Source organism: Pseudomonas sp. WS 5010 (genome assembly GCF_012985565.1).
GTDB lineage: Bacteria > Pseudomonadota > Gammaproteobacteria > Pseudomonadales > Pseudomonadaceae > Aquipseudomonas.
In genome coordinates, this window is sequence record NZ_JAAQWQ010000010.1 from 112,427 (window position 1) to 126,532 (window position 14,106).

The 14,106-nt window shown below is 62.7% G+C and carries 17 protein-coding genes and 2 pseudogenes; 11 read left to right on the plus strand and 8 right to left on the minus strand.

The window, feature by feature from the left end; genetic code table 11:
• Window positions 1-32 precede the first annotated feature (32 nt).
• A pseudogene (locus tag HBO11_RS26200) lies at window positions 33-233 on the minus strand (DHCW motif cupin fold protein); the annotation flags it as partial.
• Window positions 234-288: 55 nt separating this feature from the next.
• Here HBO11_RS26200 and HBO11_RS26205 point away from each other — a divergent pair.
• Window positions 289-783, plus strand: coding sequence for an HIT family protein (locus tag HBO11_RS26205; RefSeq protein ID WP_169957122.1), 495 nt, complete (start codon window positions 289-291; stop codon window positions 781-783).
• Here the strand turns inward: HBO11_RS26205 and HBO11_RS26210 are convergent.
• The gene (locus tag HBO11_RS26210) at window positions 764-1,234 is read right to left on the minus strand and encodes a GNAT family N-acetyltransferase (RefSeq protein WP_169957121.1); all 471 of its coding nucleotides are present in this window, start codon (window positions 1,232-1,234) and stop codon (window positions 764-766) included. The two genes, HBO11_RS26205 and HBO11_RS26210, sit on opposite strands and share 20 nt — an antisense overlap.
• A 193-nt stretch (window positions 1,235-1,427) precedes the next feature.
• Here HBO11_RS26210 and HBO11_RS26215 point away from each other — a divergent pair, with 193 nt between their 5' ends.
• The gene (locus tag HBO11_RS26215) at window positions 1,428-1,760 is read left to right on the plus strand and encodes a hypothetical protein (RefSeq protein WP_169957120.1); all 333 of its coding nucleotides are present in this window, start codon (window positions 1,428-1,430) and stop codon (window positions 1,758-1,760) included.
• Here the strand turns inward: HBO11_RS26215 and HBO11_RS26220 are convergent.
• Complete coding sequence (locus tag HBO11_RS26220; protein ID WP_169957119.1) at window positions 1,757-3,358, minus strand: hybrid sensor histidine kinase/response regulator; 1,602 nt, start codon at window positions 3,356-3,358, stop codon at window positions 1,757-1,759. The genes HBO11_RS26215 and HBO11_RS26220 overlap by 4 nt on opposite strands.
• A gap of 113 nt (window positions 3,359-3,471) precedes the next feature.
• Between HBO11_RS26220 and HBO11_RS26225 the strand changes: the two genes are divergently transcribed.
• The 4 genes and pseudogenes from HBO11_RS26225 to HBO11_RS26240 all read left to right on the plus strand — a co-directional run bounded on the left by HBO11_RS26225 (window position 3,472) and on the right by HBO11_RS26240 (window position 5,450).
• The gene (locus HBO11_RS26225; RefSeq protein ID WP_169957117.1) at window positions 3,472-4,074 is read left to right on the plus strand and encodes a response regulator transcription factor; all 603 of its coding nucleotides are present in this window, start codon (window positions 3,472-3,474) and stop codon (window positions 4,072-4,074) included.
• Window positions 4,075-4,102: 28 nt separating this feature from the next.
• Window positions 4,103-4,330, plus strand: a pseudogene (locus HBO11_RS26230) (ASCH domain-containing protein); the annotation flags it as partial.
• A 117-nt stretch (window positions 4,331-4,447) separates the two neighbouring features.
• A complete protein-coding gene (locus tag HBO11_RS26235) occupies window positions 4,448-4,885 on the plus strand; it encodes a GNAT family N-acetyltransferase (protein WP_169957126.1) in 438 nt (145 codons plus the stop codon).
• A gap of 73 nt (window positions 4,886-4,958) precedes the next feature.
• Window positions 4,959-5,450 (plus strand): GNAT family N-acetyltransferase, encoded by a 492-nt coding sequence (locus HBO11_RS26240; protein ID WP_169957116.1) that lies wholly within the window; start codon window positions 4,959-4,961, stop codon window positions 5,448-5,450.
• Between the two features lie 14 nt (window positions 5,451-5,464).
• Here HBO11_RS26240 and HBO11_RS26245 read toward each other — a convergent pair whose 3' ends face one another.
• Complete coding sequence (locus tag HBO11_RS26245) at window positions 5,465-6,670, minus strand: YgcG family protein (RefSeq protein ID WP_169957114.1); 1,206 nt, start codon at window positions 6,668-6,670, stop codon at window positions 5,465-5,467.
• A 132-nt stretch (window positions 6,671-6,802) separates the two neighbouring features.
• Between HBO11_RS26245 and HBO11_RS26250 the strand changes: the two genes are divergently transcribed.
• Both HBO11_RS26250 and HBO11_RS26255 read left to right on the plus strand, forming a co-directional pair.
• Window positions 6,803-7,618, plus strand: a complete 816-nt coding sequence (locus HBO11_RS26250) for an alpha/beta hydrolase (protein ID WP_169957113.1) — start codon at window positions 6,803-6,805, stop codon at window positions 7,616-7,618.
• A complete protein-coding gene (locus HBO11_RS26255; protein ID WP_169957112.1) occupies window positions 7,608-8,777 on the plus strand; it encodes a PAS domain-containing sensor histidine kinase in 1,170 nt (389 codons plus the stop codon). Before HBO11_RS26250 ends, HBO11_RS26255 begins: the two co-directional genes overlap by 11 nt.
• Before the next feature lie 8 nt (window positions 8,778-8,785).
• On the opposite strand, the gene HBO11_RS26260 is transcribed toward HBO11_RS26255, so the two are convergent.
• Together HBO11_RS26260 and HBO11_RS26265 are read right to left on the minus strand one after the other, a co-directional pair.
• On the minus strand, window positions 8,786-9,169 hold the full coding sequence (locus HBO11_RS26260) for a type 1 fimbrial protein (protein ID WP_169957110.1): 384 nt from the start codon (window positions 9,167-9,169) through the stop codon (window positions 8,786-8,788).
• Window positions 9,170-9,310: 141 nt separating this feature from the next.
• Window positions 9,311-10,876, minus strand: a complete 1,566-nt coding sequence (locus tag HBO11_RS26265; RefSeq protein WP_169957109.1) for a L,D-transpeptidase family protein — start codon at window positions 10,874-10,876, stop codon at window positions 9,311-9,313.
• 37 nt (window positions 10,877-10,913) lie between these two features.
• Here HBO11_RS26265 and HBO11_RS26270 point away from each other — a divergent pair, with 37 nt between their 5' ends.
• From HBO11_RS26270 to HBO11_RS26280, 3 genes are read left to right on the plus strand one after another with little or no spacing between them, the layout of a single operon-like run.
• The gene (locus tag HBO11_RS26270) at window positions 10,914-11,612 is read left to right on the plus strand and encodes a murein L,D-transpeptidase catalytic domain family protein (protein ID WP_169957108.1); all 699 of its coding nucleotides are present in this window, start codon (window positions 10,914-10,916) and stop codon (window positions 11,610-11,612) included.
• Between the two features lie 44 nt (window positions 11,613-11,656).
• Window positions 11,657-12,406, plus strand: coding sequence for a creatininase family protein (locus HBO11_RS26275; protein WP_169957106.1), 750 nt, complete (start codon window positions 11,657-11,659; stop codon window positions 12,404-12,406).
• Window positions 12,407-12,452: 46 nt separating this feature from the next.
• Window positions 12,453-12,728, plus strand: coding sequence for a hypothetical protein (locus HBO11_RS26280; RefSeq protein WP_169957105.1), 276 nt, complete (start codon window positions 12,453-12,455; stop codon window positions 12,726-12,728).
• Here the strand turns inward: HBO11_RS26280 and yfcF are convergent.
• Window positions 12,703-13,335, minus strand: a complete 633-nt coding sequence (yfcF, locus tag HBO11_RS26285; protein ID WP_169957103.1) for a glutathione transferase — start codon at window positions 13,333-13,335, stop codon at window positions 12,703-12,705. The two genes, HBO11_RS26280 and yfcF, sit on opposite strands and share 26 nt — an antisense overlap.
• 109 nt (window positions 13,336-13,444) lie before the next feature.
• A complete protein-coding gene (locus HBO11_RS26290) occupies window positions 13,445-13,990 on the minus strand; it encodes a DUF924 family protein (RefSeq protein WP_169957102.1) in 546 nt (181 codons plus the stop codon).
• Window positions 13,991-14,106 lie beyond the last annotated feature (116 nt).

Consider the following 14,106-nt stretch of genomic DNA (forward strand, 5'->3'; position numbering starts at 1 on the left):
CGATGGATCCGTCTCGGCCGATGGACGACAAATCAATCCACAATAAACAGCCTGGCCCCGGTTGCTGTGCTCGACCGGTGCCCGTCCCTGTCATTGCCCACCTGATAACTCATCCCCGCCGTCAGGGTGAACTGACGGCCATCCTCCAGTTCGGTCTGCAACTCCCACTCCAGGCACAACAACACATGCCCGCGCCAACACCCGTGGTCAGCCAGGTAGCCAGGGCTGTATTCCGCCATACAGGGAGTTGCCTTTGGTATCCTGCCGGCCCGACCTAGGTGCCCGGCCATGCACATTGCTCCGTCCCATATCCTCCACGAAACCGAACACTGGCTGCTCAACCATCACCTGGCCTCGGCCCTGCCCGGTTATTTGATGCTGGGGGCCAAGACGCCAATCAGCTCGTTGGCTGACCTACCCGACGCGGCCCTGGCGCAAATGGGTGGCCTACTGGCGAAAACCCAGAAGGTGATGGAAGTACAGCTCCAACCCAAGTGGCTATACATCAGCCGCTTTGGGCATATGCCCGGCTTCCCGCTGCACTTTCATTTGATCCCGGTCTATGACTGGGTCGAAACGCTGTTCTGGGAGGATGAGCGCTACCGGGTGCTGCAAGACTTCGGCGCTGGCAGCAACGGGCAAGCGGCGACGGATGGGGCCGAACTCACCCTGTTTATCTGGCGCGAGTTCGGTGAGAACCCGACGCCACCCGCGACGGCCGGGCTCACGGTGCCGGGCGTGATCGAGCGCCTGCGCGCCGCGTTCAAACAGTCAGACGCTTGACCATCGGCACACACGCCAGCTCCAGCCCCGTAGGCGAATGATAGATCGACTGCTCGCCGCCTTCGTATCCGCGGCTACGATAGAAATCTGCAGCATTCAACGTCGCGTCCAGCACCACCTCCTCAATCCCCAGCTCCAGCGCCACCTGCTCCAGGTGCTCGAGCATCTGCCCGCCAAACCCGCGCCCGATAAAACCGGGCAGCACAAACAGCGCGCCGACTTCTCGATGATCCGGGTCGAGCATGCCGGTGGCGACCGGCTCGCCATCGACGCAACCCAGGTAGAACGGCTTGGCCATCAGCGCGGTGTAACCGTCCTCGGCGGCGCCACGGGTCCAGGTCAGCATCTGCTCGGCGGTGTAGGCGCCGATGCATTGGCTGCGGATCGCCTGCAGGCGGATGTCGAAGGCGATGGGGCCGTCGTCGTGGGTGGCACGTCTGATTTGCAGCATTCGAATCTTCCTGAATTAACTGTGTTTGCCGTGACCTCAAGGTGCCATTAGCACACTTGTGCTAATCGACCCCGCAGGCACCCGGCGCTATATTCGCCGGCACCCCCAACGCTCCCCGCCAGCACGTCGAACCCGCCGTGCAAGGGATCGTTGTGCGTTGAAAACACCAAAACAACCCCAAGGAAGACACACCATGAAACTGCACTCCCCTGTTACCCGCCTGGCGCTGCTGGGCGCCCTGATGATCGGTGTTGCCGGTTGCAGCAATATCAAACCCACCGAAGATCATCTCAAGACCCTCTCGGAAACCAACCTCGGCGAGCCGGTCAAGCGTGTTTCCAATGTACGCAGCGACTCCATGACCACCTATTACATCGCCAGCACCGCTTCCGGTGACTACAACTGCTCCGTGCCCAGCGGTGCCAGTGGCGGGATGTTTGCCGTGGCCAGCTTCGGCCTGATGAAACCCGCTGCCTACTGCCAACCCAAGGGTGCCCGGGGTAACGCGTTGACGCCGTTTAACTAACCCTGGCTGAGGTCGCGCAGGGTGCCCCGTAGTTCAGCGGGGCGCACTGGCTTGGACAAAATGGCGATCTGCCGGTCGTGCAGCGCCGCCTGGATCTTCTCCACGTCATGCCCGGTCAGAATCAGCGCCGGCACCGCCACCCCGCGCTGCGCGCGCAGGTGGTCGATGCACTCGATGCCGGTGGCGTGGTTGCCCAGGTCATAGTCGGCGACGATGATGTCGCAATCGCTGACCAGGCCATGCCCGCTCGATTCGGCCTGCACCTCACAGCCCCAACGCTCCAGCAACGCCTGGGTGGCCAGCAGCACGTTGTGGTCATCTTCCACCAGGCACACCTTCAACCCGGTCAGCAGCCCTGCCTGGCGCGCATCGTCACGCACCACCGGTTGATGGGTCGCGGTCGCCAGGGGCAAGCCGCGCAAGCTGACCGAGGTGCCCCGGCCCACCCGTGAGCGCAGCGCCACGTCCATGCCCATCAACAGCCCCAGGCGCTTGACGATGGACAAGCCCAGGCCGACGCCTTCAACGTCTTTGTCGCGCAACTGGCGCACGCGATAGAACTCCTCGAACACCCGGGGCAGATGTTCCTCGGCAATCCCCCGCCCCTGGTCGTGAATTTCCACCATCACCTCGCCGCCACGCTGGCGCACGCCGATCAGCACCGGGCGCTGGCCGCCGTATTTGAAACAGTTGGAGAGCACGTTCTGCACCATGGTTGCCAACAGCGCAGGATCCACCCGCACCCAGTGGGCGCAGGGGCGCAGGCGCAGTTCTACCCCGGCCCAGCGGGCGGCTTCAGCGTTTTGCCGCAGCAGGTCGGCCAGCCACTCACCCAGGTGCACCACCTGGTATTTGGGCAGCAGCCGGCCGTTGTCCAGGGTGTAGAGGTCGAGAATGGAGCGGAACAATTGCGACACGTTCAGCAGCGAACGGTCGATATTGTCCACCAGCCGCCGTTCTTCATCGCCCAAGCGCGCTTCACGCAGGCAGGCGGTAAACAGGCCGATGGAGTGGATGGGCTGGCGCAGATCATGGCTGGCCTGGGCGAGGAAGCGCGATTTTTCCAGGTTGGCGGCGATGGCTTCTTCGGACGCCTTGCGCGTGCGCTCCAGCAGCAGGTGGGCGTAGACCGGGATCACCGTGCTGGTGATCATCAGCATCAGCACCATAAAGGGCTGCGCCTGCCACAGTGGGGTCAGCCGATACACAATCAGCAGCGCCAGCAACGCCAGGCCCGTGGCAATCGCCAGGTAGCGCGAACCGTAGCGCATGCCGTTGCCGAGGTTGACCCAGACCATCACCGCATACAGCGGCAACGCCGCCTCACCGCCCACCACCAGGCCGAACGAGGTGCCGGTGTAGTCGTGGATCATCCCGAAGACCCGCCGCGCCGGATAATGCCCGGGCCAGCGTGCAATCACCTGGCGCAGCGCAATCGAGACCAGCAGGAACCCGCAGATGTAGATAATCACCGGCACATAGCGCTCCATCGACTGCCCCGGCAAAAAGCCCAGCAGGCCGATGTACACAATGGCGCAGGCGGCCACCACAATACGCAGGTTGGCTTGGTCCAGTTCGGCGTCTTTCACGAACTTCATGGGCAACGTCCTTGTACGGTCATCGTCTTATCTGTGTACCCGGCAGGCAGGCGGTGAACAGAGTGGTAAAGTAGCACGCCACAGGACAACCTGGCCCCAGGGAGGAGCACCCCATGACATGCCGGATCATCATCGCCGACGACCATCCAATGTTTCGCGAAGGCATGCTGCGCACCGTGCAACGCCTGCTGCCCGAGGCCTGCGTGGAACAGGCCGGCGACCTGGACACCGTGCTGCAGATGCTCAAGAGCGGCAGCGAAGTCGACACCCTGATCCTCGATTTGCGCTTCCCCGGCCTGACCTGCATCAGCCAGTTGGGCGAACTGCGCCAGCAACTGCGGCGCACCACATTGATCGTGGTGTCGATGGTCGATGACCCGTTGTTGATCGAACAGGTGATGGCGCTGGGGGCCGACGGTTTTATCGGCAAAAACATCGCCCCCGAAGAAATCGGCCAGGCCCTGCTCGCCATCCGCCAGGGCGAGGTGCTGGTCAAATTCGCCCCCTCCGGGCTGTTGCCCCTGGACACCAACACCCTGACTGCACGCCAGCAGGAGGTGTTGCGGCTGATCGCCCAAGGCAAGACCAACAAGGAAATCGCCAAGGCCCTGGATATTTCGCCGTTTACTGTGCGCATCCATGTGTCGGGGTTGTTGAGAAGCCTGAACGTGCCATCGCGGGCAGCGGCGGCCGTTAAATACAGCCCACCCCTGTAGGAGCAGCACCATCAAAGCTCTCTCCATCGTGCGCCCCAGCGGCAGCCGGATCGCCGCAGGCGAAAAAACCCTGGAAATCCGCCGCTGGCAGCCACAGCTGGAGCCGTCCCAGGACCTGCTGATTGTCGAGAACGGGCGCTTCCTGCATACCGATGGCGATGAAGACGAAGCCGGTGTGGCCGTCGCCATCGTACGCGTAAAGGCAGTGCGTGCGTTTGCCCCAGAGGACGTGCCAGCAGCCTGCGCCAGCTATTTCGAAGAAGGCTGGTTCGCCTGGGAACTGACTGACGTACGGCCGCTCGCACGCCCCTTTAGCGCCCTGGCGGCACGGGGGATCTACGAGGTTGAATTCATGGAAAACCGCGAGAACTGTATGAACAGTCAGATCAGAGTCGCTACCCCGGCAGACATCAACGCCATCTTCGACATTCGCACCAGCGTCAGGGAAAACCACCTGTCCCATGACCAATTGGCGCAAATGGGCATCACCCCGCACGCCATCCAGCAAGCCATGCAACTAGCGCCCTGCGTATGGATCGCCGAGGTGGAGGGTGTGGCGGCCGGTTTTTCCATGGCCGACATAGAAGAAGGCTGCGTATTTGCCGCCTTCATCCGCCCCGAATTCGAAGGCCACGGACTGGGCCGCAGGCTGATGGAGCAGGCCGAAGCCTTGTTGTTCCAGCACCATCAACAGATCTGGCTGGAAACCGCCGAAGCGAGCCGCGCCAACGGGTTTTACCAGCGCCTGGGGTGGGTGGTGGTGGAGCAATTGCCACAGGGGGATATTCGGATGGAGAAGCTCCGGGAATAACCCTGCCAGTGGGATTTTCGCCAGCGCACCGACCCCGCTATCATGCAGCCCTTCGCCCAACCCAGGAACCGCCATGCCCGCCCTCACCCTACGCAACGCCACCCCGGCAGACGCCGCCCGCTGCTACGAGATCGAAATCGGCGCCTACGAAGGTGATGAAGCCGCGACCCTGGAGAAGATCGCCACGCGTATCGCCCTGTACCCGCAGGGCTTCCTCACTCTGGAAGTGGACGGTCAAGTAGTGGGCTTTATCAACGGCGGGTGCGCCTATGATGTGGTGATGTCGGATGAGGCCTTCAAGGAGTTGGTGGGGCACTCGGCGGATGCGCCGAATGTCGTGATCATGTCGGTGGTGATCGACCCGGCGCACCAGGGCAAGGGGTATTCCACGCAGCTGATGCAGGCCTTTGTGCAGCGCATGCGCGGGATGGGCAAGCAGACCATCCACCTGATGTGCAAGGAGCAGCATGTGCCGTTGTACACGCGCATGGGTTACCAGTATGTGCAGCCCTCGGCGTCAGACCACGGCGGGATGGCCTGGCATGAGATGGTGATGACGCTCTGACCCGGCAGCGGGCTTCACCAACTCCCCGAGGCCCCGCCGCCGCCGCTGGAGCCGCCGCCACCGGAAAACCCGCCACCGGAGCTGGAACTGGAGCTGGAGCTTGAACGGTCGCTGGAACCGGAGCTCGACCCGCCCGTGCCCTGACCGTAAATGAACAGCGCCGCGAACGAGCTGATGGGCAAGGCGAACAACCAGCCATCAAGGCCCATCTCCAGCAAGTACCCCGCCGCGCCATACACCCCCAGCACCATCAGCGTCTGCACGCAAAACCCCAGGCGGCTGTGGTTCCAGGCGGCTCTCATCACTGCTAGCAGGACCAGGTACAGGCCCAGCACCACCAGCGCGGCCAGCGGCCATGCCAGCCAGTTCATAAAGGACACTTCAGTCAGGTAGTGATCCACCAACCCCAGGCCGACGCTGTAGGCCATCAGCGCCAACACGCAATAAAACACCGCCTTGGCCTGCCACAACGCGCCGAATATCGCTGCGCCGATCGACATGCAAAACGGCAGCGCCAGCACATAGATCGGCCAGGCCTTGCCATTGATTGCGGCCAGTGCCGTCAGCAGCACGGTCAGCACCAGGCCAGCAATCAGGCCACGGCGCCAATGCAGCTTGCCCGAGGCCAGCAGCACCCCGCCGATGGCCCCCAGAATCAGCGCCAGCAACACCGCAGTTTCATCCACTGTTTCAAGGGGCTGGTCCACTGCCGGCAAGTCGCCGCCCTCGACCAGCACGCTCAGGGCGTCCACGGCGCGCTGCACACCGCCAGCGTAATCGCCCTGGCGAAACGCCGGGGTCAATTGCTCCTCGATAATCCGATGGCTCAACAGGTCCGTGACCAGCCCTTCCAGGCCGTAACCGACCTCGATCCGCGCCTTGCGATCGTCCTTGGCCACCAGCAGCAAGATGCCGTCGTCGATACCCTTGCGTCCCAATTTCCAGGCGCGCAACAGTTGGGTGCTGAACGTCTGGATATCGACGTCGCCCGTACTGGGCAGCAGCATCACGGCGATCTGCGCACCCTTGCGCTGTTCGAGATCAGCAAGCTGCGCGGTCAGGCGCTGCTGCGTCGCGGTATCGAGGGTGTGGGTCAGATCGATCACGCGCTGGTTCAGCGCCACATTCACCAAGGCCGGCGGCACCGTTTGCGCCAAGGCCAGTGCGCTGAACAGCAGGAGCACCAGGCCCCAGGCCGATTGCCATAAAAACCGCCCCATACTTTGTTACCTGACGTTTCGTCCTGAAAGCGCCGACTTTACCCTATCAGCGCTATATCTAGTGACCCCATGCGGTGGACTCTCTAAACTGACGCGAAAACCTCATAGCAACACGCCACTACGAGCACGCCCATGGACCTTCGCCATCGCAACAACGTCAACATAATGGGCAATGGTTCCTCGACGCTGGTGTTTTCCCATGGTTTTGGCTGCAACCAAGCCATGTGGAATTACCTGCTGCCCCATTTCGTCGAGCGTTTTCGCGTGGTGGTGTATGACCTGGTAGGGGCCGGCCTGTCTGACCCGGCGGCCTACCACAAGGAAAAATATGCGGCCCTGGACGGTTACGCCGCAGATCTGAACGAGATTATCGATGCGTTCGCCAGTGGCCCGGTGATTCTGGTTGGCCATTCGGTCAGCGCAATGATCGGTACCCTGGCCGACCGCGCAGCGCCCGGGCGCATTGCCGCCCATGTGATGATCGGCCCCTCGCCCTGCTATATCGACACCGACGACTACGTGGGCGGGTTCAAGCCCGAAGACATCCAGTCGCTGCTTGACACCCTCGACAGCAACTACCTGGGTTGGTCCAGCGCCATGGCCCCGGTGATCATGGGCGCGCCGGGGCAACCGGCACTCAGTGAAGAGCTGACCAACAGCTTTTGCCGCACCGAGCCCGAGATTGCCAAGCAGTTTGCGCGGGTGACGTTCCTGTCGGACAACCGCGCCGATATCGGCGGCCTCACCACCCCCACATTGATCCTGCAATCGAGCGATGACCTGATCGCCCCGGTCTGCGTGGGCGAGTACCTGCACCGCGTATTGCCCCACAGCACCTATCGCCTGATCGACAATGTGGGCCATTGCCCGCATATGAGCGCGGCACCGGCTTGCGCGGCGGCGATGGAGCACTTCCTGCTGCCATGGACCGTTGCCCATGGCGAGTGAACAGTTGCCCGATCCCCAGGCGCTGTTCGACGGTGCGGCCTGTGCACTGGCGGTCACCGCAGAAGACGGCACGCTGCTGCGGGTAAACCAGTGTTTCAGCGACTGGCTGGGCATGCCGGCGACCGAGCTGCAGGGCCGGCGTTTCCAGGACCTGCTGACCATGGGCGGGCGGATTTTTTACCAGACCCACCTTGCCCCGCTTATGCAGGTGGAAGGCCGCATCACCGAGGTAAAACTGGACCTGCGCCATCGCGATGGCCACACCGTGACCATTTTGCTCAACGCCATCAAGCGCGAATACGCCAACGGTGTGCAGCATGAACTGGCGCTGTTCGGTACCACCGACCGCGACAAGTACGAACGCGAGCTGCTCAACGCCCGCAAGTTGGCCGAAGCCCTGCTGCTGGAGAAGACTGCTGCCGAAACCGCCCTCCAGCACGCCCAGGCCGAGCTCAACCAGGCCTATATCAAGGCGCAGCGGCGGGCGCTGTTTGCCGAGCAAATGGTCGCCATCGTCAGCCATGACCTGAAAAACCCGCTAACCGCGATCAAGATGGCATCCGACTTCCTCGCCCGGGGCGAGCGCACCGCCAAGGAAACCCAGTTGATTGGCCATATCGGCCAGTCATCGGAACGCGCCCAGCGGATGATCGCCGACCTGTTGGACTTCACTCAGGCCCGGGTCGGCGTTGGCATCGGCGTAAGCCCCAACCCGCTGGACCTGCACGACGTGACCCGGCGCGCAGTGGATGAGCTGCGGGTGGCCTTCCCCCGCGCGTGCCTGGTGCATCACACCGTGGGCGCTGCCGATACCTGCCTGGATGGCGACCGTGTGCAGCAAATCATCGGCAACCTGGTGGCCAACAGCGTGGCCTATGGCGACCTGCAACAACCGATCACTATTACCTCGCGACTGGGCCACGACGGGGCCAGCCTCTCGGTGCACAACCATGGGCCGGTGATTGCCGACGCGCTGATGCAGGTGCTGTTTGAGCCCATGACCCGAGGCACCGACCAGGACTGCGACATACGCAGCGTGGGGCTGGGGTTGTTTATCGTGCGGGAAATCGCCAAGGCCCATGGTGGGGATGTGGGCGTCAGCTCACAGGTGGGCAGCGGTACCACGTTCACCGTTTGCTTGCCGCTGACCCACCTGTGAAGGTGCTGTCAGGGGTAATTCAGCGTCACCAGGTAAGCCCCTGAGCGCAACGGCTTGCCCGCCCCATCGTTCAGGCTGTATTGCCGATCGAAGTAACGACCATCGCCGCTGGTTTCGGTCACCAGCTTGACCTTGACGGTTGAGTGGTCCAGCGCACTGACCGTGCGCACCGGCTCGACGCCAGAGGCGCTGATGTCGCCCCCGGGTGCAAACATCGGGCAACCGCGCAGCGCCAACGTCGACCCTGCCCCGCTCCCTGCGGTGCAGGTGGCCTCCACGATACTGCCGCGAAACTGGATAACGCCATGGGCCACGGTGGTTGCTGCTTGGCCACTGGCGCTGACGAGCGCGAAAAACAGGCTGATACCGACTGCCAAACGTTGACTGCTCATATTGAACGCTCCTGGGTATATACCCATCACGTCGGCAAGTCTGGTCAGTTTCTTGAGGGTTTAAGAACTACCTGATGGTTATTTTTTCAAGGATGCCAACGGGGTCTCATATTGAACAGATCCCCGTTCAGGTGGGAGCGCCTACAGGACAGCACCCAACGCCTTCAACAGCACGCCATCACGGCCATAAATATCCGGCGCGTACAGCAACGCGCCCTGGCTATCCACCTGCACTGTCCAATAACCCAGCAACACCGGCACCGGCGTCGCCAGGCGGAACTCATGGGTCAGCCCGGTTGCCAGCAACTCTTCGGTCCGCGCCTTTTCCGCCGGGTTCACCAACAAATCACGCAGCAACATCGGCTGCTCTACCCGCACACACCCCGAGCTGAACGCCCGTGGTCCCTTGCTGAACAGCGGCTGGCTGGGCGTGTCGTGCAGGTACACCGAGAACGGGTTGGGGAAGCGCATGACGATCTTGCCCAGCGGGTTGCGCGGGCCGGCGTCCTGGCGCAGGAGGATGTTGCCAGGGTGCGACCAGTCCACCTGCTCCGGCGACAACGCACGGCCTTCACTGTCGAGCACCTTGAGGTTCTGTTGGCGCAAGTACTCCGGGTTCAGGCGAATTGCCGGCAACTTGTCCTCGCGCATGATGGTCGGCGGGATCGTCCAGGTGGGGTTGAGGGTCAGGCGCGTGATGCGTGACTTGAGCAACGGCGTCTGCCGCTCGGCGCGGCCTACCTGCAAGCGGGTCTGCCACACGGGCACGCCGCCTTGGTAGACGCTCAACTGCGCGGCTGCGACGTTGACCAGGATGCCGTCCGGCTCCAGGTCCTGGGCCAGCCAGCGAAAGCGTTCGAGATTGACCCGCAACTGCTCGCGGCGCAGCGCTGGGCTGACGTTGAGCTCGGCCACCGTGCCCGGGCCGATTACCCCGTCGGCTTGCAGCGAGTGGCTGGCCTGGAAGCGCTTCACCGCCTCCACCAGTTCATTGCCGTATTGATTGCCCTTGGGCGCGCTCGCCAGGTAGCCACCACTGGCCAGGCGTCGGGCGAGGGCCGGCACCCGTGAGTCTTCGCCGCCGGGACGCAGCAATGGGCCGTCGGCAATCACACCCCATTGCGCCAAGGGTTGCAGGCGCTGTGTGGCGTAGGCTGTGCGCAGGCTGCGGTACAGCTTTGCGCTGGGCCTGGCCTGGTCGAAGGCGGCTGGCATGTCGGTGAGCCCGGCAGTGGCCAGGGCCAGCACGGCGACGGCTGGGTCTTCGCTCGGCGGCTGGGAATGCCACAACGGTTCGTAATGGGCCTGCTGCAAACGGCCATAGTGCAAGTCATGCAAGGCTTGTAGGTAGTGCTGGCTGGTTTCGAAGTCGCTGCACAATACGTTGCTGGTGGCCGCCACGTCGGCCAGCCGGTAGTGCGCCGGGTCGAGGCCGTCGTCGGCCAGCAACAGTAATTGATCCTGCAACGCCTTTCGGCGTCCGTCCTCCGGCCAGAGGGCGACATTGCCTTGTTGCTGGTAAAAAGCCTGCAACCGCGCCTCGGCGGGTACATCCAGTTGCGCAGCCAAACCGGGGCAAACGCTCGACAACTGCCCAAGTGCCAGCTGTACTGGGTTTGACGGCTCGACCAGCACTTCATCAGCCGTGGCGACCAATGGTGCTACGAGCAAGCAAAGGCTCAAGTAACATGCGTGTTTTTTGAACAATGGCTTAGCTCCAATCTACGGCGGGGATGCGATATACATGCTCAATATTGACTGCCGACTCGGCCTGATCGCCGTCGCCCTGGCCGCGTTCTGTACGGGTGCCTTCGCAGAGAATGCCAAACCTCATACCTTGTATAGCAGCCTGGCGCGCTCGGCTCCAGAACTCAATCCCGCAGTCCTCAAAAGCGCCCTCAGCGCCATGCAGTGTGCTGTCAACAATGGCCAGGAACGCTCCGAACGCCTGGCCGTGATTGACTATTCGCAGCCTTCGACCGCCCGTCGCCTGTGGATTTTCGATCTGCGGCAAAAAAAGCTGGTGCTGCGCGACCTGGTGGCCCATGGGCAAAAATCCGGGGAAAACTTCGCCACACAGTTCTCCAACAGCGAAGGCAGCCATCAATCCAGCCTGGGCCTGTTCCGCACCCAGGAAAGCTACCAGGGCACCCACGGCTATTCGTTGCGCATGGACGGCCTGGAGCCCGGCTTCAATGACCAGGCCCGCGACCGCGCCATCGTGATCCATGCCGCCGACTACGTCAGCCCCCTGTGGAGCAAGCGTGAAGGCCGCATCGGCCGCAGCCAGGGCTGCCCCGCCGTGCGCCCGCAAGTGGCGCGCCAGGTGGTGGACAAGCTCAAGGATGGGCAGTTCATGTTCTCCTGGTATCCCGACCAGCGCTGGTTGAAATCCTCGGCCTACCTCAATTGCAAGCCGCGCCAGATCGCCAGCGCCGGTTGAGGTAGTATCTGGAGGGCCGAGCCTGACCAGAGAGAGAACCTCAAATGCTTTTGCACCAGTCAACGTGGATCGAGATTGGCCAATTTCTCGACCGCAGCCGTACCGTTGTGATTCCCATCGGTTCCAACGAACAACATGGCCCCACCGGCCTGTTGGGCACCGATTGGATGTGCCCGGAAATCATTGCCCATCAGGCGCAAAAAGACGCTGATATCCTGGTCGGCCCGACCTTCAATATCGGCATGGCCCAGCATCACCTCGGGTTCCCCGGCACCATCTCCCTGCGCCCATCGACGTTTATCGCCGCGATTGGCGACTGGACCCGTTCCCTGGCGGCCCATGGCTTTGAGAAGATCCTGTTTCTCAATGGCCATGGCGGCAATATCGCCACCATTGAAGCGGCCTTTTCCGAGTTGTACGCCGAGGCCAGCTTCGCCCGTCGCCCCGCCGGCTTCGCCTTGAAGCTGTGCAACTGGTGGGACCTGGAAGGCGTTGGCGAACTGGCGCGCGCGCAATTCCCGACGGGGCATGGCACCCATGCCACCCCTTCCGAGATCGCGATTACCCAGTGGGCTTATCCGGACTCAATCAAGACCGCCGACTATTCACCGCAGATCGCGTCCTCCGGCCCGATCCGCGAGGCCCAGGACTTCCGCGCCCGCCACCCGGATGGCCGGATGGGTTCCGACCCGGCCCTGGCAACCCCGGAGAAAGGCGCTGAACTGGTGGCGCTGGCTGCCAAGGGGTTGGTGTCTGCGGTGGAGAATTTCAGCCGCGAAGCCATGCCAAACTGACGGTTGCGACACAGACACCAATAAAATCTATAAGAAGGACCTATTCATGAAACCCCACCAGAAGACTTTTGATCGCATCCGCAACGCCGTGCTGCCGGAGTTTCGCGAGCGCGTCGCCGACTATTTGGTCGAGTACGAAAACGTCCTGCAGGACCCCGCTGCCGCTACCGACCAAGCCTGCGCCGCCGCCCAGCAACTACGCGGTTACCTGCGCGGCCTGAACACCACCCGGGTGCTCGGCATGGAGGACTGGGAAGACCTCGACCGCCGGGTCACGCAGGAGTGGCCGCTGGGCGCTACAACGACGGACGTGCCTGGTTGACCCAGGCCTGCACCGATGGCCGCTGCCACTGCCGCTGGGCATACGCCACCAGCCGCGCGGGCACCGGGTCGCCGTTGAGGATCAGCCGGTTGAGCATCACGGCCAGGTCCACATCGGCAATCGACCATTGGCCAAACAGATAGTCATCGCCCTCGGCCAACCACTGCTGCGCCGCCGCAATCAGTTTGTCGGCCGCCACCTGGGCCTGGGTTGATAGCGGGCCATATTTGACCGCGCAAAACACCACCAGCGTGGAGCGCTCCTGGCGGATCGGCAGCAAGTCACTGCGCAACCACGCCTGGATCTGCCGCGCCCGCGCGCGTTGGCGCGGTTCCCTCGGATACACCGGCACCTGTGCAAATACATCCTCCAGGTACTCGGTAATCGCCGACGACTCGGACAACGCAAACCCGCCCTGCTCCAGGGTCGGCACACGCTGCGTCACGGACAGCCCGGCAAACACCGGCGCCTGCTGCTCCAACGCGTCCAGGTCGAGGGTGCGCACTTCAAACGGCAGGCCTTTTTCCCGCAGGGTTACAAACACCGACATCGCATACGGGCTGGTGAACTGGGCATCGACATACAAGCGCATCGGCAGGTTCGTCACGGCGGCATCTCCTTGGGTGAGCAGCCACGCTACGAGATGTGTGGCGATAAATACAATGCAGCCTTTTTATAGGGGCATTCCTTGACGGAATACGGCAGGCTCCCACCACCTAGCCGGAAAACCCACCGCCCGTCAGGAACGCCTGCTCCTCCTCGGTCGTCACCCGGCCCAACGCCCCATTGCGATGGGGAAAGCGGCCGAATCGCTGGATGATCTCGGCATGCTCCTTGGCCCAGTGATAGGTGTCGGCATCCAATTGTTTGTTCAGCGCCAGGGAGCGCTGCTGGTCCTCAGGTTGCTCGGAATGCTCAAAGGGCAAGTAGCAGAACGCGCGCAATGCCGGGTCGATCTGGCGGTCCAGTCCCGCGTCGACCATACGCCCGGCGTAGGCCCTGGCCAGTGGATCGGTCGCGAACATATGGGCAGTGCCGCGAAAGGTATTGCGCGGGTATTGATCGAGCAGGATCAGCAGCGCCAGCGCGCCTTCGGGTTCGCTCAGCCAGTGTTCCAGCTCACCCCTGGCCGCCTGGAAGTGGGCCTCATGGAAGCGTGCACCGAATTCGGCATCGAACTGTGGATCTTTCTTGAACCAGCGTGATGGGCCCGCCGCCGTCCAGAATTGCACGACGGTTTTGAAATCAATCGGGGCGCTCATAAGTGACTCCAGGGTCGTTAGGTCTGTGGCCTACCCTAGCATCTGAATGAGCCGATTCCGACTCGGAAATCCACGCTTGCCGCCCAATGTTATAAGATAACCACCCTCCTCTTCTG